Source organism: Mycobacteroides sp. H003, from assembly GCF_001440135.1.
GTDB classification, from domain to species: Bacteria; Actinomycetota; Actinomycetes; order Mycobacteriales; family Mycobacteriaceae; genus Mycobacterium; species Mycobacterium gwanakae.
In genome coordinates, this window is sequence record NZ_LJYL01000020.1 from 141,556 (window position 1) to 161,653 (window position 20,098).

Sequence of the window (20,098 nt, forward strand, 5' to 3'; positions counted from 1 at the left end):
TGGTCGCATGCGCGCGGTGCTGTGGGACATGGACGGCACGCTCATCGACTCGGAGAAGCTCTGGGATATCTCGATGGCCGAAACGTGCCGCAGGCTGGGCGGCGAGATGACCCCCGAGCTGCGTACCGCGCTGCTTGGCGGATCCGCCGAGGCCACCATGAAGATGATGTTCGCAGCGTTCGGGCTGGAGCCGGACCCCGACCTGATGGCCCGCGAGAACGACTGGCTGCACGAGTACACCGGCGAGCTCTTCGAAACCAATCTCACCTGGTGCGATGGCGCCCAGGACATGCTCGCGCAGCTCGCCGCCGAGCAGGTACCCATGGCGCTGGTGACCAACACCATCAGATCACTCACCAACCAGGCGCTCAAGACCATTGGCACACAGTGGTTTTCCGGAACCGTATGCGGCGACGAGGTGGTGCGCACCAAACCGGCCCCCGACCCGTACTTGCGGGCTGCCGCGCTGCTGGACATAGATCCGGCCGATTGCCTGGCCATCGAGGACTCGGCGACCGGTGCCGCCGCGGCCGAGGCGGCGGGTTGTGTGGTGCTGGTGGTGCCCAACCATGTCGAGGTGCCCGCCGGCGACCGGCGCAGGCACGCCGCCACGTTGTCGGGTCTGTCCGCGGCCGACCTGCGGCGTGCCCACGCGGATGTGCTGACCGCCACCGCGTGCAAACCCATATGACTCACCAGGCGGGGTCGTGACAGAATCGCCACCCGTGAAGACCTTCGACGAGCTGTTCGCTGAGCTCAGTGATCGCGCCAAGACCCGGCCCGAGGGGAGTGGCACCGTTGCCGCCCTCGATGCGGGGGTGCACACCCTCGGCAAGAAACTGCTCGAAGAGGCGGGTGAAGTGTGGCTGGCCGCCGAACACGAGAGCGACGAGTCGCTTGCCGAAGAGGTGAGCCAGCTGCTCTATTGGGCACAGGTGCTGCTCATCGCCCGCGGTCTGACTCTCGACGACGTCTACCGGAAGCTCTGACATGACCAGTACGAACGGCGTCCCCAAGGCTCTGCGCGTCGCCGTCCCCAACAAGGGGGCGCTCAGCGAGGCGGCATCGGAGATCCTGTCGGAGGCGGGCTATCGGCGGCGTGGGGACGCCAAGGATCTGACCGTGCTCGACCCGCAGAACGACGTCGAGTTCTTCTTCTTGAGGCCCAAGGACATAGCGATCTATGTCGGCTCGGGCGAGCTTGATCTTGGTATCACCGGTCGCGATCTGATGATGGACTCCGATGCCCCGGTGATCGAGCGGCTGGCGCTGGGATTCGGTGGTTCGACCTTCCGCTACGCCGCGCCCGCCGACAGAGACTGGACGATTTACGACATCGCAGGCAAGCGGATCGCCACTGCCTATCCCAACCTGGTCCGAAAGGATCTGGCCGCCAAGGGGATCGAGGCCGAAGTCATTCGCCTGGATGGTGCTGTCGAGATATCCATCCAACTGGGTGTGGCCGATGTGATCGCCGACATCGTCGGCACCGGCCGCACCTTGCGTCAGCATGGTCTGGCGCCCTTCGGGGAGTCGCTGTGCGATTCGGAAGCGGTACTGATCGAGCGGGAGAACGCCGATCCGGCAACGCAAACCGCTCGCACCCAGCTGAGCACTCGCATCCAGGGTGTGGTGTTCGGCCAGCAGTACTTGATGCTCGACTACGACTGCCCGCGCGATGTTCTGGATGAGGCGCTCAAGGTCACGCCCGGTCTGGAATCACCGACGCTGGCCCCGCTGGCCGACGAGAAGTGGGTGGCGGTCCGTGCCCTGGCCCCACGCAAGGGGGTCAACACCACCATGGATGCGCTCGCCTCGATCGGCGCGAAGGCCATCTTGGCCTCCGAGGTCAGGTTCTTCCGCGCCTAGTTCTCCCGGGTTTCCTGGGCTTTCCCGGATTCCATCGCAAGCGGCGTCGGCTCGGCCTAGCATGGCCCCATGGCGCTGCACGTCCTCGTCTATAGCGATGACATCACGGTCCGGCGCAAGGTAATTCAGGGAATCGGCACCCGGCCCGATTCCGCCCTGCCGCCGCTGGAGTTCGTCGAGGTAGCCACCGGGCCCATGGTCATCGAACGCCTGGGCGCGGGCGGTATCGACTTGGCCATCCTGGATGGTGAGGCGACGCCCTTCGGCGGGATGGGTGTGGCCAAGCAGGTCAAAGATGAGGTCGACGCTCCGCCGCCGATCGTCGTTCTCACCGGTCGTCCGCAAGACAGCTGGCTGGCGAGCTGGTCCCGAGCCGAGGGCGTGGTGCCGCGGCCGATCGATCCCATGCGACTGACCGCGACGGTGATCGACCTGCTCGGTTCGGCTGCCGCTACACGCCGCTGACGTCAGCCGGCCAGGCTCTTCGACTCGATACTTAATTGCGCAAAACACCGTGAAACGGTGGCATGGATCCAGCGCCAACCGATAGTGTGTTTGTTAGGTCACATCTGTACTGGTCGGCAGCCCTCGACCACAGACAGCACTGACACGGCAACGTTGCCGATCCAGCACAGGGACCCGATCGATCGATTCGGGAGGCTGGTCTGCCATGGATGCGTATGTACCGATCTTGGTACTCGGCGCCATTGCGGTGGCCTTTGCCGTTTTCTCCATTGGGATTTCATCGTTCGTCGGTCCACGTCGATACAACCGGGCCAAGCTCGAGGCCTACGAGTGTGGCATCGAGGCCACCCAGCATTCGATGGGCCGTGATCATCACGGCGCCGCGTCCGGCGGACATCGGGTGCCGGTCAAGTACTACCTCACCGCCATGTTGTTCATCATTTTCGATATCGAGATCGTCTTCTTGTATCCGTGGGCCGTCCATTTCGGCGCCCTCGGACTGTTCGGACTGCTCGCAATGGCCCTGTTCATCGTCAATGTGTCGGTGGCGTACGCCTACGAATGGAGGCGCGGTGGCCTGAGCTGGGATTAGCCCCTGTGCGATTGGTGGGGCGGCGCGGAAGTCCTTGCAACATCACGAATAAGCACACCTGTCGGGAGAGCCATGGGTCTTGAGGAAAAACTGCCTAGCGGATTTCTGCTGAGCACCGTCGAGACGCTGGCGGGGTATGTGCGCAAAGGTTCGTTGTGGCCGGCCACCTTTGGATTGGCCTGCTGTGCCATCGAGATGATGTCCACGGCGGGGCCGCGATTCGATATTGCCCGCTTTGGCATGGAGCGTTTCTCGGCGACGCCACGGCAAGCCGACCTCATGATCGTGGCCGGCCGGGTGAGTCAGAAGATGGCTCCGGTGTTGCGACAGATCTACGACCAGATGGCCGAACCCAAATGGGTGCTTGCTATGGGGGTCTGCGCATCATCCGGCGGCATGTTCAACAACTACGCCATTGTCCAAGGTGTCGATCATGTTGTCCCCGTGGATATCTACCTTCCAGGATGCCCGCCGCGTCCGGAGATGCTGCTGCATGCGATCTTGAAGTTGCACGAGAAGATCGGGCAGATGCCGCTCGGGGCCAACCGAGAGGAAGTCATCCGCGAGACCGAGGCCGCCGCGCTTGCCGCGACGCCGACCATCGAGATGAAGGGTCTGCTGCGGTGACGGGCGACGATCAGAGTTCGGGCGAGGTCATCGGGGTACGGCATGGGCTCTTCGGAGTCCGGGGCAGCGGCGACACCTCGGGCTACGGTGGGCTGGTTCAGTCGATCTCCTTGCCGGCGAGCTCGAATCGTCCGTACGGCGGGTACTTCGACCACGTGGTCGACCGGCTGGAATCGGTTCTGGCGGAGCAGGAACACCTCACCTACGAGGACGCTGTCGAGAGTGTCGTCGTCTACCGCGATCAGCTCACGATCCACGTGAAGGCCGAACATCTGGTGCAGGTCGCCCAGTCTCTGCGGGATGATCCGCAGCTGCGTTTCGAGCTCTGTCTGGGCGTCAGTGGTGTGCATTACCCCGAGGACCCCGCGCGGGAACTGCATGCTGTTTACCCACTCATGTCGATCACGTGGAACCGCCGGATCATGATCGAAGTGGCTGTACCTGATGGTAATCCGCATATCCCGTCACTGAACGCCGTGTACCCGACCACCGACTGGCATGAACGCGAAACCTACGACTTTTTCGGCATCGTCTTCGACGATCACCCCGCGCTGACCCGAATCGAAATGCCCGATGACTGGGAAGGTCATCCGCAGCGTAAGGACTATCCCCTCGGTGGTGTGCCGGTCGAGTACCACGGGGCCACCATTGCGCCGCCCGATCAGCGGAGGTCCTACAACTAATGACAGCGCAGCCCGAGACTCATCTCATGGCCGGTGGGCAGGACTGGGACGAGATCGTCACTGCCGCTGCCCAAGCAAGCGACGAGAGAATCGTCGTCAACATGGGCCCGCAACATCCGTCAACCCACGGCGTGCTTCGCCTGATCCTTGAGATCGAGGGGGAGACGGTTACCGACGTACGCTGCGGAATCGGCTATCTGCACACCGGTATCGAAAAGAATCTGGAGTACCGGACCTGGACGCAGGGTGTCACCTTCGTGACCCGGATGGACTACCTGTCGCCTTTCTTCAACGAGACCGCCTACTGCCTGGGGGTTGAGAAGCTGCTTGACATCACCGACGAAATCCCAGAGCGGGCCACCGTGATTCGGGTGTTGATGATGGAGCTCAACCGCATCTCCTCGCATCTGGTCGCACTTGCCACGGGCGGCATGGAACTCGGGGCGATGACCGCGATGTTCCTCGGTTTCCGGGAACGCGAGATGATCTTGAAGGTTTTCGAAGCGGTCACCGGCCTGCGCATGAATCACGCCTACGTCAGGCCAGGCGGGCTGGCACAGGATCTGCCCGATGGCGCCGAACAAGAGGTACGCGATCTGCTCAAGCTTCTGCCGGGCAGGTTGCGCGATATGGAAAACCTGTTGAACGAGAACTACATCTGGAAGGCGCGGACCCAGGGCGTCGGATACCTCGATCTGACCGGGTGCATGGCTTTGGGAATCACGGGTCCGGTCCTGCGCGCCACCGGGCTCGCTCACGATCTGCGGCGCGCACAGCCGTACTGCGGTTACGAGAACTATGACTTCGAGGTCATCACCCATAGGGATTGCGACTCTTACGGGCGATATCTGATTCGGGTCAAGGAGATGCACGAGTCCATCAAGATCGCCCAGCAGTGTCTGGACCGGCTGCGGCCAGGACCGGTCATGGTGGACGACAAGAAGATTGCGTGGCCCGCGGACCTGGCCTCGGGCCCGGATGGACTGGGTAACTCACCCAAGCACATCGCCAAGATCATGGGTACGTCGATGGAAGGACTCATCCATCACTTCAAGCTGGTGACCGAGGGGATCCGCGTGCCGGCCGGGCAGGTGTACGTCGCCGTCGAGTCGCCGCGCGGCGAGCTCGGGGTCCATATGGTCAGTGATGGTGGAACCCGGCCCTACCGTGTTCATTTCCGCGATCCGTCCTTTACCAATCTGCAGTCTGTGTCGGCGATGTGCGAGGGCGGAATGGTGGCCGATCTGATAGCCGCGGTGGCAAGCATCGATCCGGTGATGGGCGGTGTGGACCGGTGATGAGCCACTCGGGCGAAGAACATCCAACGGAGCGCGAGGGCGTCTTTCTTGAACTCGGGAGCCGTCCGCCGGAGGACGAGGGCTGTTTCGCCGGCCGCAAAAGCTATCCGCCGGAGGTTGTTTCCCGGCTTGCTATCGACGCCAAGGAGGTTCTCGACCGGTACCCGAGTCGGAGGTCGGCGTTGCTCCCGCTGCTGCATCTCGTGCAGTCCGAGGACGGGTATGTGACTATGGCTGGAATTGAATTCTGTTCCGGGCAAGTGGAATTGACGGCCGCCGAGGTCACCGCGGTGGCGAGCTTCTACTCGATGTACCGGCGCGAACCGACCGGCGATTATCTCGTCGGGGTGTGCACCAACACGCTGTGCGCGGTGCTCGGTGGTGACGCGATCTTGACGCGATTGGTCGACGAGCTCGGCGTGGCACCAGGAGGCACTACCGAGGACGGCAAGGTAACGCTCGAGCATGTCGAGTGCAACGCCGCCTGCGACTACGCGCCGGTGCTGATGATCAACTGGGAGTTCTTCGATAACCAGACCCCGGACGGGGCCGTAGATCTGGTGACCGGGCTCCAAAGGGGCCGGATCCCCGAGCCCCGGCGCGGTGCTCCGCCGTGCACGTTCAGACAGACCGCCCGGATCTTGGCCGGGTTCGCCGACGATCGGCCGGAGGCGGTGGCCGCCGCCCGGGCCGGGAACCCGACGCTGGCCGGGCTGCGATTGGCCCGGGATGTACAGCAGAACGTGCAGAAGGAGGTGTGATGACTTCCTCTATTCTCTCCCCGGTCCTGTCCGAGTACTGGGACGAGGCCGACTCGTGGACTCTCGACGGGTATCTGCGCCATGACGGATATCAGGGCCTGCGCGCCGCGCTGAGCATGGAACCGGACGCGGTCATCGGTGTCGTCAAGGAAGCCGGGCTGCGTGGACGAGGAGGTGCCGGATTCCCGACGGGCACCAAATGGTCCTTCATTCCGCAGGGTGATGGCAAGCCACACTATCTGGTGGTCAACGCCGACGAATCCGAACCCGGTACCTGCAAAGACATTCCGCTGATGCTGGCGACGCCGCACACCCTCATCGAGGGAATCGTCATCGCCGCCTACGCGATCCGCGCCGCGCATGCCTTCATCTATGTGCGCGGTGAGGTGATCTCGGTGATCAGACGATTACAGACCGCGGTGGCCCAGGCCTATGAGGCCGGATATCTGGGTCGCAACATTCTTGACAGCGGTTTCGATCTCGAACTGGTGGTGCACGCCGGTGCGGGTGCCTACATCTGCGGGGAAGAAACGGCGCTCCTGGACTCGCTGGAGGGTCGTCGCGGCCAGCCACGGCTGCGCCCGCCGTTTCCTGCGGTTGCCGGTCTGTACGCCAGCCCGACGGTCGTCAACAACGTCGAGTCGATCGCGAGCGTGCCCGTCATCCTCCGGCGCGGCGCCGAGTGGTTCCGGACCATGGGTTCGGAGAAATCCCCTGGATTCACGTTGTATTCGTTGTCCGGGCATGTGCGCACTCCCGGGCAGTACGAGGCCCCGCTCGGCGTGACGCTGCGAGAGCTCCTGGAGCTGGCCGGCGGAGTGCGGGACGGGCACGGGCTCAAGTTCTGGACTCCCGGTGGTTCGTCGACACCACTGTTCACCGCCGAGCATCTGGACGTCCCACTCGACTACGAAGGGGTCAGTGCCGCCGGATCGATGTTGGGCACCAAGGCATTACAGATATTCGACGACACCACGTGTGTGGTGCGCGCGGTCCTGAGGTGGACCGAGTTCTATGCGCACGAGTCCTGTGGCAAGTGCACGCCGTGCCGCGAGGGCACCTATTGGCTGGTGCGTATTCTGCGGCGACTGGAATCCGGAGACGGTACCGCCGAAGACCTCGACAAGCTTCTGGATATCTCGGACATCGTGCTCGGCAAGTCCTTCTGCGCGCTCGGGGATGGTGCGGCCAGCCCGATCATGTCCTCGCTCAAGTACTTCCGCGGAGAGTATGAGGCACACCTGGACCATGGGTGTCCCTTCGATTCGGCAGCCAGCACTGTATTCGGGGAGGTACGTCGATGACGGCCACAGAACCAGCCATCAACACCGACTTCGTTACCGTGAACATCGACGGACACAGCATCTCGGTGTCGAAGGGCACATTGGTGATCCGCGCCGCCGAACTGATAGGCGTGCAGATACCCAGATTCTGCGATCACCCCTTACTCGATCCGGTGGGTGCCTGTCGCCAGTGCCTGGTCGAGGTGGAGGGGCAGCGTAAACCGTTGGCCGCCTGTACCACCACCGTTGCCGAGGACATGGTGGTCCATACCCAGGTCACCTCTGCGGCGGCGCAGAAGGCGCAGAGCGGTGTGATGGAGCTGCTGCTGATCAACCATCCGCTCGACTGTCCGGTCTGCGACAAGGGCGGGGAGTGTCCACTGCAGAACCAGGCGATGTCGAGCGGCCGCTCCGAGACCCGATTCACCGAGGCCAAACGCACGTTTCCCAAGCCGATTCCGCTATCCACCGAGGTGCTGCTCGACAGGGAACGCTGTGTCCTGTGCGCCCGGTGCACCCGTTTTTCACAACAGGTGGCCGGCGACCCCTTCATCGAGCTACTCGAACGTGGTGCGTTACAACAGGTTGGTATCGCAGGCGGCGAGCCCTTCGAGTCGTACTTCTCCGGCAACACCGTGCAGATATGTCCGGTCGGCGCTCTGACCGGTGCTGCCTACCGGTTTCGTGCGCGGCCATTCGATCTGGTGTCCACCCCCAGCGTGTGCGAGCACTGCGCGAGCGGATGCGCCCAGCGCACCGACCATCGGCGTGGAAAGGTGTTGCGGCGCCTGGCCGGTGACGATCCGGAAGTGAACGAGGAATGGAATTGCGACAAGGGGCGCTGGGCGTTCGCCTATGCCACGGCACAGGACCGCATCACCAATCCGCTGATACGTGATGAGTCCGGGGACCTGGTGGCGGCATCGTGGCCACAGGCATTGGAGGTCGCGGCAAAGGGTCTGGCGGATGCTGGTGCCCACGCGGGGGTCTTGACCGGTGGGCGGCTCACCGTCGAAGATTCCTACGCCTACGTCAAATTCGCTCGTATGGTGCTGGGCACCAACAACATCGACTTCCGGGCCCGTGCACATAGCGCCGAAGAGGCCGCGTTCCTCGGATCGGGCGTCGCCGGGCGCGGGCTGATGCGCACCTATGCGGCCTTGGAGTCCGCGCCGGTGGTCCTGCTGGCGGGATTCGAACCGGAAGAGGAATCTCCGATTGTTTTCCTGCGGCTGCGCAAGGGGGTACGTAAACGGGGACTCAAGGTGCTGGCCATCGCACCGTTCGTCAGCCGAGGATCTACCAAGCTCTCGGCCGATGTGATTGCCACCGCTCCCGGAACAGAGCCGGAAACGATGGCAGGGCTGGCCGATTCTGAGTTACTGCGCCGGCCCGGTGCCGTGATCATGGTGGGAGAGCGACTGGCGTCGATACCCGGAGCGCTGTCCGCGGCGGCCAGGCTGGCCGACAGCACGGGCGCGACGCTGGTGTGGATTCCGCGCCGGGCAGGCGAGCGTGGCGCATTGGAGGCTGGAGCCTTGCCGAGACTGCTGCCGGGCGGGCATCCGGTATCCGACAGTGCGGCGCGGCGCTACATCGCCGACAAGTGGGGGGTGATCGCGCTGCCCGACATGCCCGGACTCGATGCCGCGGGCATGTTGGATCCGGGAAATGGACTCGACGCCTTCCTTATCGGTGGCGTGGAACTGGCCGATCTGCCCTATCCCGCCGCCGCCATCGGCGCCCTCAAGAGCGCGTTCGTCGTCAGCCTGGAGATGCGGCACAGCGCTGTCACTGAGCTCGCCGATGTGGTTCTTCCGGTGGCGGCAGTCGCCGAGAAATCCGGAAGCTTCGTGAACTGGGAAGGCCGGCTGAGGCCCTTCCGGGCGACTCTCGACACCAGTGATGCTCTCGACGACCTCAAGGTGCTCGCCGCGCTGTCAGCGCGGATGGATCGTCCGATCGGGCTGAACGACGAAAATCAGGCACTTGCCGAGCTTGCGGATATCGGGCCCTGGGAGGGGGCGCGGGAAACCCCGGGACCGGTACGCGCGACCGCCCTTCCCCAGCCCATGGCGGGAGAGGCGGTGCTCGCCTCGTGGAGGCTGCTGCTGGATGCCGGTCGGCTGCAAGACGGTGAGGCGTTCCTTGCCGGGACCGCACACACCGCACAGGTGCGGTTATCGGAGGTGACCGCAAGCGAGATCGGTGCCGCGGAGGGCGAATCGGTGACGATACGCAGTCTCTCGGAGTCGATTCAGGGATCGATAACCTTGCCGCTGCGGATAACCGAGATGCCCGACAGGGTGGTATGGGTGCCCATGCGTTCTGTCGGGTCGGAGGTTCATCAGCAGCTCGGTCCGGCGCTGGGACAAGTGGTGCGAATCGAGGTCGCGCCGTGAGGCAGACGGACGGTTCGGCGGTGCTCTCCCAGTTCGGGATTGACCCGCTCTGGTTGGTCATCGTGAAATGCGTGGCGGTATTCGCTTTTCTGGTTCTGACCGTGCTCGTCGCTATTCTTGTGGAGCGCAAGGTGCTTGCCTGGATGCAGCGTCGAATCGGTCCCAATCGGGTGGGTCCCTTCGGCTTGTTGCAGAGCCTGGCCGACGGCGTGAAGCTGGCGCTCAAGGAGGGCCTGACCCCAGCCGGGGTGGACAAGCCGATCTATCTCCTCGCGCCGATCATCTCGGTGGTGCCGGCGATCGTCGCGTACGCCGTCATCCCGTTCGGCCCAGTCGTCTCGGTCTTCGGGCATCGCACCCCACTTCAGCTGACCGATCTTCCGGTGGCGATTCTGTTTGTGCTGGCGGTCACGTCCGTAGGCGTGTATGGGATTGTCTTGGGGGGCTGGGCATCCGGCTCCACCTACCCGCTGCTGGGTGGATTGCGCTCCTCCGCGCAGGTGATTTCCTATGAGATCGCGATGGGTCTGACATTCGCGGCGGTGTTCCTGCTGGCCGGCACGATGTCGACCTCGGGAATCGTCGCTGCGCAAGCCGGTCGTTGGTACGTATTCCTACTGCTCCCGTCATTCCTGGTGTACGTGACCGCCATGGTCGGCGAGACCAACAGGGCGCCGTTCGATCTCCCCGAAGCGGAAGGCGAGCTGGTCGGCGGCTTCCACACGGAGTACTCCTCATTGCGCTTCGCGATGTTCATGCTCGCCGAATACATCAACATGGCAACGGTTTCCGGTCTCGCGGCAACCATGTTCCTTGGGGGATGGCATGCCCCCTGGCCGTTGAGCTTGATCGATGGAGCAAACAGCTCCTGGTGGCCGGTGCTGTGGTTCGTGGCCAAGGTCTGGGGCTTCATGTTCCTGTTCATGTGGTTGCGTGCCACGTTGCCGAGGCTGCGCTATGACCAGTTCATGCGGCTGGGCTGGGAAGTCCTGATCCCGGTGGCGCTGGTATGGATCGTCATTGTCGGAGTGGTGCAGGCACTGGCCCTCTACGGATACGGAAACCCCTCGATCATTCTCGGGGTCGCCGGTCTCGTGGTTTCTGTCGGCAGTATCGCGCTGGTGGGTGTGCTCGCCCGACGCACTGAACCGCCAAAACCCATGCTGGATAAGAGTTTCGACCCGATGGCCGGTGGATTCCCGGTGCCGCCACTGCCCGGGCAGCGCTTCGACGCGGACCCGTTCTCGACCACCAAGGAGGATGCACATGCCTAATGTTGTGCGACGTTCGGTCGACGCGATGGCGGGATTCTGGGTGACCTTCTCGTCGATGTTCAAGAAACGGCTCACCGAGCAGTACCCCGAGAAGAAGGAGCCCACCGCGCCGCGCTATCACGGGCGGCATCAACTCAACAGGTATACCGATGGGCTGGAGAAATGTATCGGTTGTGAGCTGTGCGCCTGGGCGTGCCCGGCCGATGCCATATTCGTTGAGGGCGCTGACAACTCCGAGCAGGAACGCTTCTCGCCGGGGGAGCGGTATGGCCGGGTGTACCAGATCAACTATCTGCGGTGCATCGGGTGCGGGCTATGTATCGAGGCGTGCCCGACCCGCGCGCTGACCATGACCAACGATTATGAGATGGCCGACGACAACCGCGCCGACCTCATCTACGGCAAGGACAAGCTGCTGGCACCGCTGCAGCCTGGCATGGCGCCACCCCCACACGCGATGTACCCGGGAACCACCGACACGGACTACTACCTCGGCAATCTGCCGCAGGCCGGGAAGGAGGTCAGGTGAGCCCGGACTTCATGGCCGGCCAGGTGGCAGTGCTTGCCGCCGAGGGGTTATCCCGCACACCGACGTGGGAGGCGGTGACGTTCTGGGTACTTGGTGCCATCGCGGTTCTGGGCGCACTCGGTGTGATCGCGGCCCCCAAGGCGGTGTACTCGGCGATCTTCCTCGCCATGACGATGGTCATTCTCGCGGTCTTCTTCGTAGCCCAGGGAGCGTTGTTTCTGGGCGTCGCCCAGGTGGTGGTGTACACCGGGGCGGTCATGATGTTGTTCCTCTTCGTGCTCATGTTCGTGGGCGTGGATTCCTCGGATTCTCTGGTGGAGACCCTGCCGGGGCAGCGGGTGGGTGCGATCGCCGCCGGGTTGGGATTCGGGATCCTGGCTATCGCCGGTATCGGAAACGCTTCCACGACAGTGTTCGTCGGGCTCGATCAGGCCAACAGCCGCGGCAACGTGGAGGGTTTGGCCGAGCGCATCTTCATCGACTACCTCTGGGCCTTCGAACTCACCGGAGCTCTGCTGATCACCGCGACGATTGGCGCGATGGTGCTGGCGCATCGCGAAAAGCTGGGGCAGACCGGCGGCCAGCGGGAGTTGGCAATTCGGCGCTTTCAGCATGGAGACCGGGCCACCCCGTTGCCCAACCCGGGTGTCTACGCCCGGCATAACGCCGTGGACGTACCTGCGCTGCTTCCCGACGGATCCTTCTCGGAGTTGTCGGTCAGCGGCGTGCTTACCCCGCGGGACATGGAGGCCAGGTGAATCCCGCCAACTACCTCTACCTGGCCGCACTCATCTTCACCATCGGGGCTGCCGGCGTGATGTTGCGCCGCAACGCGATCGTGGTCTTCATGAGCGTCGAGCTGATGCTCAACGCGGCCAACCTGGCATTCGTCACCTTCGCCCGGATGCACGGGAACCTCGACGGTCAGGTCATCGCGTTCTTCACCATGGTGGTCGCGGCCACGGAAGTGGTTGTGGGGCTGGGGATCATCATGACCATCTTCCGTACTCGCAGGTCGGCCTCGGTCGACGACGCCGATTTGTTGAAACTCTAGGAGGGAAGTCCCCGTGACATGGCTCATGCCGGCGCTGCCGCTGGCGGGTGCGGCCGTACTCCTGCTCGTCGGCCGTCGGGGTGACTCCTGGGGGCATCTGCTGGGCTGTGCGACGGCACTCGCATCGTTTCTTGTCGCGGTCGTTTCGTTCGTCGGCATGCTCGGCCGAACGGGCACCGAGCGCGCAGTGCACGAGACTCTTTTCACCTGGGTTCCGGTTGGGGCGCTGCACATCGATTTCGGGCTGACCCTGGACCAGCTGTCCGTGTGTTTCGCCCTGCTGATCACCGGAGTGGGTTCACTCATCCATATCTACTCGATCGGATACATGGAGCATGATCCTGAGAGGCGAAGGTTTTTCGGCTATCTGAATCTTTTCCTGGCGGCCATGCTGCTGCTGGTGCTCGCCGACAACTTCCTGGGTTTGTACGTCGGGTGGGAAGGTGTCGGTCTGGCGTCCTACCTGTTGATCGGTTTCTGGTACCAGAAACCGTCGGCCGCCGTCGCAGCCAAAAAGGCCTTCATCGTCAACCGTGTCGGTGATATGGGGCTGGCCCTGGCCATGATGCTGATGTTCGCGACGTTCGGCTCGGTCGGCTTTGCGCAGGTACTCGGGTCGGCCGGTGCGGCGGGTGAGAGTCGTAACACCGCAATTGGATTGGCGCTGCTGCTGGCGGCGTGTGGAAAGTCGGCTCAGGTGCCGCTGCAGTCCTGGCTTGGCGACGCGATGGAAGGCCCCACCCCGGTGTCCGCGCTCATCCACGCCGCCACCATGGTCACCGCGGGTGTCTACCTGATCACCCGGTCCGGGCCGATCTTCGAACGCGCGCCTTACGCACAGGTCGCGGTGGTGATCGTGGGCGCCGTTACCGTGCTCTTCGGAGCGATCATCGGCTGCGCCAAGGACGACATCAAGAAGGCCCTGGCCGCGAGCACCATGTCGCAGATCGGATACATGGTGTTGGCGGCCGGACTCGGCCCCGCCGGGTATGCCGTGGCGATCATGCACCTGCTCACACACGGGTTCTTCAAGGCCGGGCTGTTCCTCGGTGCGGGCTCGGTCATGCACGGTATGAACGAGGAAACCGACATGCGCCGCTACGGCGGGCTGCGCGCCGTCATGCCGATCACCTTTGTTACCTTCGGGCTGGGATACCTTGCCATCATTGGAGTTCCACCGTTTGCGGGGTTCTACTCGAAGGACAAGATCATCGAGGTCGCCTTCGGACACGGCGGCGCCGGGGGATTTCTTCTCGGGGCGGCGGCACTACTGGGCGCCGGGATTACGGCGTTCTACATGACTCGGGTCATGCTGCTGACCTTCTTCGGCACCCGCCGCTGGAAACCGGACGCGCATCCACACGAATCACCGTCGGTGATGACGTGGCCGATGATGGTGCTCGCCATCGGTTCGGTGAGTGCGGGATTCCTGCTCAGCTTCGGCGGAGCGTTGCAGAACTGGTTAGAGCCGGTCGTGGGTGCGCACCACGGCGAGTTACCCGTTGCAGCCTGGGTCATCAGTGTCGTCACCGTCGCGGTGGTGCTCTGCGGTGCTGGTGTGGCATACCGGATGTACCGCGCCGACGTACCCGAGTCGGCTCCTCGGGGTTCGGCGCTTACCGCCGCCGCTCGCCGGGACCTGTATAGCGACGCCGTCAACGAGGCGGTGTTCATGCGCCCCGGGCAGCGTCTCGCCCGGGGGCTGGTGCTCGCGGACGACCGGTGGGTCGATGGCCTTGTCAACGCGGTCACCTCAACCTTGGGCGCGGTGTCGAACTGGGTGCGTCGCCTACAGACCGGCCATGTCCGCTCGTATGCGTTGTCCATGTGTGCCGGAGCGGCTTTGGTAGTCGCCGTGTTGATGGCAGTGAGGTGGTGAGCGCCGTGGGTGCCGTGACAGCTCTGTGGTTCATTCCCCTGATAGGCGCCGCCACGGTGCTGATCATGCCGGGTCGCCGGCGGACCCTGGCCAAGTATGTGGCGTTGAGTGCCTCGTTGCTGGTACTGGTCGTCGCGATCGGGCTAGCCATTGCGTTCGACCCGGCGGGACCCCAATATCAGTTCGTCGAATCGATGTCCTGGATACCCGCATTCGGGATGAAGTACGCGGTGGGGCTCGACGGGATCGCGCTCGCGCTGGTCCTGCTGACCGCGGGGCTCCTGCCCGTGCTGTTGCTGGCCGGATGGAATGACGGGGCAGAGGCGCCCGGATACGGAAATCGGCCTCTGGCACAACGCTATGTCGCCTTGATCCTGATTGTGGAATCGATGGTGCTGCTGTCCTTCTCCGCCCTGGACGTGCTGCTGTTCTACATCTTCTTCGAGGCCATGCTGATCCCCATGTACTTCCTGATCGGGGGATTCGGGAGCACGCATTCAGATGCCAAGCAACGTTCGCGCGCGGCAGTGAAGTTCTTGATGTACAACCTGTTTGGCGGCCTGATCATGCTGGCGGCCGTCATCGGTCTCTACGTGGTCACCGCCAGAGGCCAGACCGGCACGTTCGATCTGCGCGATATCACCGAGATGGTCGCCACCGGCGCGCTCGGGATCGATCCGGGTGTCGCGAAGGCGCTCTTCCTCGGGTTCATGTTCGCGTTTGCGGTCAAGGCCCCGCTCTGGCCATTTCACACGTGGCTGCCCGATGCGGCTGTGCACGCCACCCCGGCCAGTGCGGTGCTCATGATGGCGATCGTGGACAAGGTGGGGACCTTCGCGATGCTGCGGTACTGCATTCAGCTGTTCCCCGAGGCCAGCAGATACTTCACCCCGGTGATCATCACGCTGGCGGTCATCGGCATCGTGTACGGCGCCATCGTGGCGATCGGTCAGACCGATGTGATGCGACTGATCGCCTACACCTCGATATCGCATTTCGGGTTCATCATCCTGGGCATCTTCGCGATGACCAGCCAGGGGCAATCGGGCTCGACGTTGTACATGGTCAACCACGGCATCTCCACCGCGGCACTGATGTTGGTGGCAGGATTTCTGGTGTCTCGCAAAGGATCTCGACTCATCGCGGCCTATGGGGGAGTGCAGAAGGTGGCACCCGTTCTTGCCGGCTCCTTCTTGGTAGCCGGTCTGGCCACCCTGTCGCTGCCCGGGCTGGCACCGTTCATCAGCGAGTTTCTGGTGCTGGTCGGAACATTCACGCGATATCCGGCGGCCGCGGCGTGTGCGGTCATCGCGTTGGTGTTGGCCGCCATCTACGTGTTGTGGATGTATCAGCGGATGATGACGGGACCGTTGGCGCCGGGAAATGAGAGCATCGGTGATCTGAAGCGCCGTGAACTCACCGTGGTCGCGCCGTTGATCGCCATGCTTCTGGTGCTGGGTATCTATCCCAAGCCACTGTTGGACATCGTGAATCCGGCGGTGGAACAGACGCTACGCACCGTCAACGAGAAGGATCCGCCGCCGGCAGTGGCCGATGTTGCCCTGCGGCACGGCGAAGGTGAGCGACGATGACCGATATCGGGATTCTTCCCACGCCGCCGATCGCCTACGGCGCGCTGTCTCCCATGCTGATCATGTTCGGGGTCGCGGTGGTATCGGTGCTCGTCGAGGCGTTCGTTCCGCGACGGTACCGGCTCACGACCCAGCTGGCGCTGGCCACCGGGGGGATCTTCGGCGCCTTTGCGGCCGTGGTGGCGCTGGGGGGTACGCGTGAAGTCGTCATGAACGGCGCCGTGGCGATAGACGGCCCCACGCTCTATCTGCAGGGGCTCATCCTGGTGGCCTCCGGCCTGGCTCTGACGGTGATGGCGCAGCGCAGAACAGCCGTGGCCCTTCCCAGTACGGTTGCCGTCGGCGGCGGGCTGGACGCCTTCGCCGCGCAGGCGTCGAGCGTTCCGGGCAGCGAGCCGGAGGGGGTACTGAATCGGACCGGTATTACGCAAACGGAGATCTTCCCGCTGACACTGTTCGCGATCGCGGGCATGATGCTGTTCCCCGCCTGCAACGACCTGTTGACGATGTTCGTTGCCCTGGAGGTGTTTTCACTCCCGTTGTACGTGATGTGCGCACTGGCCCGACGACGCCGGCTGCTGTCCCAGGAATCGGCGCTCAAGTATTTTCTGCTCGGTGCGTTCTCCTCGGCATTCTTTCTGTTCGGGGCGGCCTTCGTGTACGGATACGCCGGCACCGTCGAACTCGACGCCGTCGCGCGGGCCGTCAGCGCCGATGCCGGCGAGCGGTCCTTCCTGCTGCTCGGTGTGGCCATGCTGTCGGTGGGCCTGTTGTTCAAGGTAGGGGCGGTGCCCTTCCATTTCTGGGTCCCCGACGTCTACCAAGGGGCGCCGACCCCGGTTACCGCATTCATGGCAGCCACCACCAAAATCGCGGCTTTCGGTGCGCTGCTTCGGGTTCTGTATGTCGCGCTGCCGGGAATCACGGCCGACTGGCGTCCGGTGCTGTGGGCGGTGGCGATCGCGACCATGCTGATCGGATCGATCGGTGCCGTCACGCAGACCGATGTGAAACGCATGTTGGCCTATTCCGCGGTGGCGCATACCGGGTTTCTGCTGACCGGGGTCACGGCCGCCAATGAACGTGGTGTGTCGTCGACGTTGTTCTATTTGGCGGCATACGGTTTCAGCACCGTGGGGGCATTCGCCATTGCCGGGCTGGTTCGTTCCGGTGATGGCGACGGCGGACCGGATGAGGACGAAGAGATCACCGATCTGAGTCGGTGGGCAGGAATCGGCCGCCGATCACCCGTGCTCGGCATCGTCTTCGCCTTGTTCTTGCTGGCTTTCGCGGGCATTCCGCTCACCAGTGGATTCGTCAGCAAGTTCGCGGTCTTCGAGGCCGCCGCATCCGGCGGTGCCGTGCCGCTGGTGGTGGTTGGTGTGGTGTGCAGCGCCATCGCCGCCTACTTCTACGTGCGGGTGATCGTGCTGATGTTCTTCGCCGATCCGGTCGAGCACTCCGGGGTGCTTCGGATCCCCGGTCCGGCGGTGGCGATATCGATCGGGGTGAGTGCGTTCGTCACGGTTCTGCTCGGCATAGTGCCGCAGCCACTGCTTGATCTCGTCGGGAATCTCGCTCACTTCGTTCCGTGAGTCCGATCACGGGCCACCGGTGTTTCGACACGCCGTCTTCGGTGCCGACACGCCTCTGATCCGTGCAAAATGCGGCGTGTCGAGGCATAGCGTGGCCTGGTTGTCACCACCTGTGGCGTGTCCATTTACCGGCGAGTAACCTACGGTACCGTAGGGTGGCGGTATCGCAGCTGCGGAAGGACACCAATGGCGATCACGGACATCTCGGCATTCGCGCATCTCACCAGCGAGGACGTCGAGAACCTGGCCGTCGAGCTCGATGGGCTCCGGCGTGAGATCGAGGAGTCGCGCGGTACGCGTGACGCCCGTTATATCCGGCGTACCATCGGCGCGCAACGCGCGTTCGAATTGACTGGCCGCGCCCTTTTGGCGGCGAGCAAGAAGCGCTCCGCATGGTGGGCCGGCACCGTGACGCTGGCCGTTGCCAAGATCATCGAGAACATGGAGATCGGCCACAACGTCATGCACGGTCAATGGGATTGGATGAACGATCCCGAGATTCACTCTTCGACGTGGGAGTGGGACATGGCCGGCGCCTCCAAGCACTGGCGCTTCACGCACAACGTTGAGCATCACAAGTACACCAACATCCTCGATCTGGACGACGACGTGGGCTACGGGATCCTCCGTGTCACGCGCGACGAGCCGTGGAAGGTGCGCAACCTCCTGAACCTGCCGCTCAATTTCATCCTCGCGGCGGGATTCGAGTGGGGAATTGCCCTGCAGCACCTGGAGTTCCGCAAGATCTGGACAAAGGAAACCCGCGAGGCGACCAAGCAGCGGGTGCGTGAGCTGATCACGTCCGCGGGTTCGCAGGTCTTCAAGGATTACGTCGCATTCCCGTCAATCACCGCGCTGTCGCCGGGGGCGACCTACCGATCCACATTGACCGCCACGGCGACGGCCAACCTGATTCGCAACTTCTGGTCCAACGCCGTCATCTTCTGCGGGCATTTTCCGGACGGCGCCGAGAAGTTCTCCGTGACCGATATGGAGAACGAGACGCGTGGCCAGTGGTACTTGCGTCAGCTGCTGGGCAGCGCGAACTTCGATGCGGGGCCGACGATGCGGCTGATGAGTGGCAACCTGTGTCATCAGATCGAGCACCACCTGTACCCGGACTTGCCGAGCAACCGGCTGCACGAGATCTCGCTGCGGGTACGCGAGATCTGCGATCGCTACGACCTTCCGTACACCACCGGATCGATGCTGTTCCAATACGCGAAGACCTGGCGCACCATTGCCAAGTTGTCGTTGCCGGATCGATTCCTGCATGCCACGGCCGACAATGCGCCGGAGACTCGTAGCGAGCGCATGTTCGTGGTCCTAGAACCACCCGTGGCCGAACCGAATTCGGTTCCGCGGCGCGGGCTCAAGACTGCCATCGCGATGGTCCGTGAGCGCCGCCGCACCAAGGTGTCCGTCTAGTTTCTGAGCGGCCGATCACGCCCACCGGGGGCGTGGATCTGCTCTGATGATCTTGATGATTCCGCCGCGGACGCGGGCGGAACGCGCTATGCAGTGATGTGTGACTACGTACGCAGAGGCCCCGGCGGTAACCCAAGCGGGCCGAGGGGATGCCCTGATCTCGGGTTCTGCCGAGAAGCCGGCACGCACACTGTCCGGCTTCCTGGCCATGACACTGGAGACCTTTGGTGCCATGGTGCGTCGTCCACCGGCGGTGGGCGAGTTCTTCCGGCAGGTGTGGTCGATCGCCAGAGTGTCGGTTCTGCCGATGTGCATGGTGGCGATACCGCTCGCGGTGCTCATAGTGCTCGTGCTGGAGGCGTTGGTGTTCGGCCCCACGGGGTTCCCGACGCACGCGGTCTTGGTGGCCGCGGCCACCGGCGCGACGGTGGTGTTTGCCGAGGCCGATTCCGCCCGGATCCAACAAGAGATTGAGGTCATGCGGGGCCGGGGCGTCGACGTCACGCACGGGTTTGTTGTCCCTCGAGTCCTCGCCACCGCGGTCGCCGCGGTGCCGTTGGCCTTCATAGCTGTTGGCGCAGCCGGTGTCTATTTCTTCTCGGCATTCGGCAAGCACACTCCGTTGAGTCTTTTCATCGAGAACTTGACGCAGTTGTTGAGTCCCTTCAATGTGTTGATTGTGGCCATCGAAGCGGTGGCTCTCGGGCTTATCGGTGGCCTAATCGCTTGCTACAAAGGTGTTTCCGCGTCGCGCTGACCTGACCGGC

Annotated in this window: 20 protein-coding genes; all 20 read left to right on the forward strand. The window is 63.6% G+C overall.

Annotation, left to right across the window (positions count from 1 at the left end):
- Nucleotides 1-7: 7 nt before the first annotated feature.
- The 20 genes from AOT87_RS14725 (at nt 8) to AOT87_RS14820 (ending at nt 20,088) form a co-directional block, all read left to right on the forward strand.
- Nucleotides 8-691, forward strand: coding sequence for an HAD family phosphatase (locus tag AOT87_RS14725; RefSeq protein ID WP_057968039.1), 684 nt, complete (start codon nt 8-10; stop codon nt 689-691).
- Between the two features lie 16 nt (nt 692-707).
- On the forward strand, nt 708-989 hold the full coding sequence (locus AOT87_RS14730; RefSeq protein WP_005061184.1) for a phosphoribosyl-ATP diphosphatase: 282 nt from the start codon (nt 708-710) through the stop codon (nt 987-989).
- 1 nt (nt 990) lies between these two features.
- Entirely contained in the window at nt 991-1,869 is an 879-nt protein-coding gene (hisG, locus tag AOT87_RS14735) for an ATP phosphoribosyltransferase (RefSeq protein ID WP_057968038.1), read from the forward strand.
- A 69-nt stretch (nt 1,870-1,938) separates the two neighbouring features.
- On the forward strand, nt 1,939-2,334 hold the full coding sequence (locus AOT87_RS14740) for a hypothetical protein (protein WP_030095572.1): 396 nt from the start codon (nt 1,939-1,941) through the stop codon (nt 2,332-2,334).
- Between the two features lie 205 nt (nt 2,335-2,539).
- Nucleotides 2,540-2,926, forward strand: coding sequence for an NADH-quinone oxidoreductase subunit A (locus AOT87_RS14745; protein ID WP_030095573.1), 387 nt, complete (start codon nt 2,540-2,542; stop codon nt 2,924-2,926).
- Nucleotides 2,927-2,998: 72 nt separating this feature from the next.
- Nucleotides 2,999-3,553, forward strand: coding sequence for an NADH-quinone oxidoreductase subunit B (locus AOT87_RS14750; RefSeq protein ID WP_030095574.1), 555 nt, complete (start codon nt 2,999-3,001; stop codon nt 3,551-3,553).
- Nucleotides 3,550-4,236, forward strand: a complete 687-nt coding sequence (locus AOT87_RS14755; protein WP_057968037.1) for an NADH-quinone oxidoreductase subunit C — start codon at nt 3,550-3,552, stop codon at nt 4,234-4,236. The genes AOT87_RS14750 and AOT87_RS14755 overlap by 4 nt, the downstream gene beginning before the upstream one ends.
- 26 nt (nt 4,237-4,262) lie before the next feature.
- Entirely contained in the window at nt 4,263-5,534 is a 1,272-nt protein-coding gene (gene nuoD / locus AOT87_RS14760) for an NADH dehydrogenase (quinone) subunit D (protein ID WP_234795852.1), read from the forward strand.
- The gene (gene nuoE / locus AOT87_RS14765; RefSeq protein WP_057968035.1) at nt 5,534-6,295 is read left to right on the forward strand and encodes an NADH-quinone oxidoreductase subunit NuoE; all 762 of its coding nucleotides are present in this window, start codon (nt 5,534-5,536) and stop codon (nt 6,293-6,295) included. The genes nuoD and nuoE overlap by 1 nt, the downstream gene beginning before the upstream one ends.
- On the forward strand, nt 6,295-7,599 hold the full coding sequence (gene nuoF / locus AOT87_RS14770; protein ID WP_057968078.1) for an NADH-quinone oxidoreductase subunit NuoF: 1,305 nt from the start codon (nt 6,295-6,297) through the stop codon (nt 7,597-7,599). The genes nuoE and nuoF overlap by 1 nt, the downstream gene beginning before the upstream one ends.
- Complete coding sequence (locus AOT87_RS14775; protein WP_057968034.1) at nt 7,596-9,980, forward strand: NADH-quinone oxidoreductase subunit G; 2,385 nt, start codon at nt 7,596-7,598, stop codon at nt 9,978-9,980. Before nuoF ends, AOT87_RS14775 begins: the two co-directional genes overlap by 4 nt.
- Nucleotides 9,977-11,254 (forward strand): NADH-quinone oxidoreductase subunit NuoH, encoded by a 1,278-nt coding sequence (gene nuoH / locus AOT87_RS14780; RefSeq protein ID WP_234795818.1) that lies wholly within the window; start codon nt 9,977-9,979, stop codon nt 11,252-11,254. Before AOT87_RS14775 ends, nuoH begins: the two co-directional genes overlap by 4 nt.
- A complete protein-coding gene (gene nuoI, locus AOT87_RS14785; protein ID WP_109398863.1) occupies nt 11,247-11,783 on the forward strand; it encodes an NADH-quinone oxidoreductase subunit NuoI in 537 nt (178 codons plus the stop codon). Before nuoH ends, nuoI begins: the two co-directional genes overlap by 8 nt.
- Nucleotides 11,784-11,812: 29 nt before the next feature.
- Nucleotides 11,813-12,541 carry an NADH-quinone oxidoreductase subunit J gene (locus AOT87_RS14790; RefSeq protein ID WP_057968076.1) on the forward strand — a complete coding sequence of 243 codons (729 nt, stop codon included), beginning with the start codon at nt 11,813-11,815 and terminating at the stop codon, nt 12,539-12,541.
- Nucleotides 12,538-12,837, forward strand: a complete 300-nt coding sequence (nuoK, locus tag AOT87_RS14795) for an NADH-quinone oxidoreductase subunit NuoK (protein WP_030095583.1) — start codon at nt 12,538-12,540, stop codon at nt 12,835-12,837. The genes AOT87_RS14790 and nuoK overlap by 4 nt, the downstream gene beginning before the upstream one ends.
- Before the next feature lie 13 nt (nt 12,838-12,850).
- Nucleotides 12,851-14,716 carry an NADH-quinone oxidoreductase subunit L gene (gene nuoL, locus AOT87_RS14800; RefSeq protein ID WP_109398864.1) on the forward strand — a complete coding sequence of 622 codons (1,866 nt, stop codon included), beginning with the start codon at nt 12,851-12,853 and terminating at the stop codon, nt 14,714-14,716.
- Complete coding sequence (locus AOT87_RS14805; protein ID WP_198528413.1) at nt 14,710-16,308, forward strand: NADH-quinone oxidoreductase subunit M; 1,599 nt, start codon at nt 14,710-14,712, stop codon at nt 16,306-16,308. Before nuoL ends, AOT87_RS14805 begins: the two co-directional genes overlap by 7 nt.
- A complete protein-coding gene (nuoN, locus tag AOT87_RS14810) occupies nt 16,305-17,903 on the forward strand; it encodes an NADH-quinone oxidoreductase subunit NuoN (protein WP_057968033.1) in 1,599 nt (532 codons plus the stop codon). The genes AOT87_RS14805 and nuoN overlap by 4 nt, the downstream gene beginning before the upstream one ends.
- Nucleotides 17,904-18,089: 186 nt before the next feature.
- A complete protein-coding gene (locus tag AOT87_RS14815; RefSeq protein WP_057968032.1) occupies nt 18,090-19,331 on the forward strand; it encodes a fatty acid desaturase in 1,242 nt (413 codons plus the stop codon).
- A 100-nt stretch (nt 19,332-19,431) separates the two neighbouring features.
- On the forward strand, nt 19,432-20,088 hold the full coding sequence (locus AOT87_RS14820) for an ABC transporter permease (protein ID WP_057968031.1): 657 nt from the start codon (nt 19,432-19,434) through the stop codon (nt 20,086-20,088).
- Nucleotides 20,089-20,098: the final 10 nt, after the last annotated feature.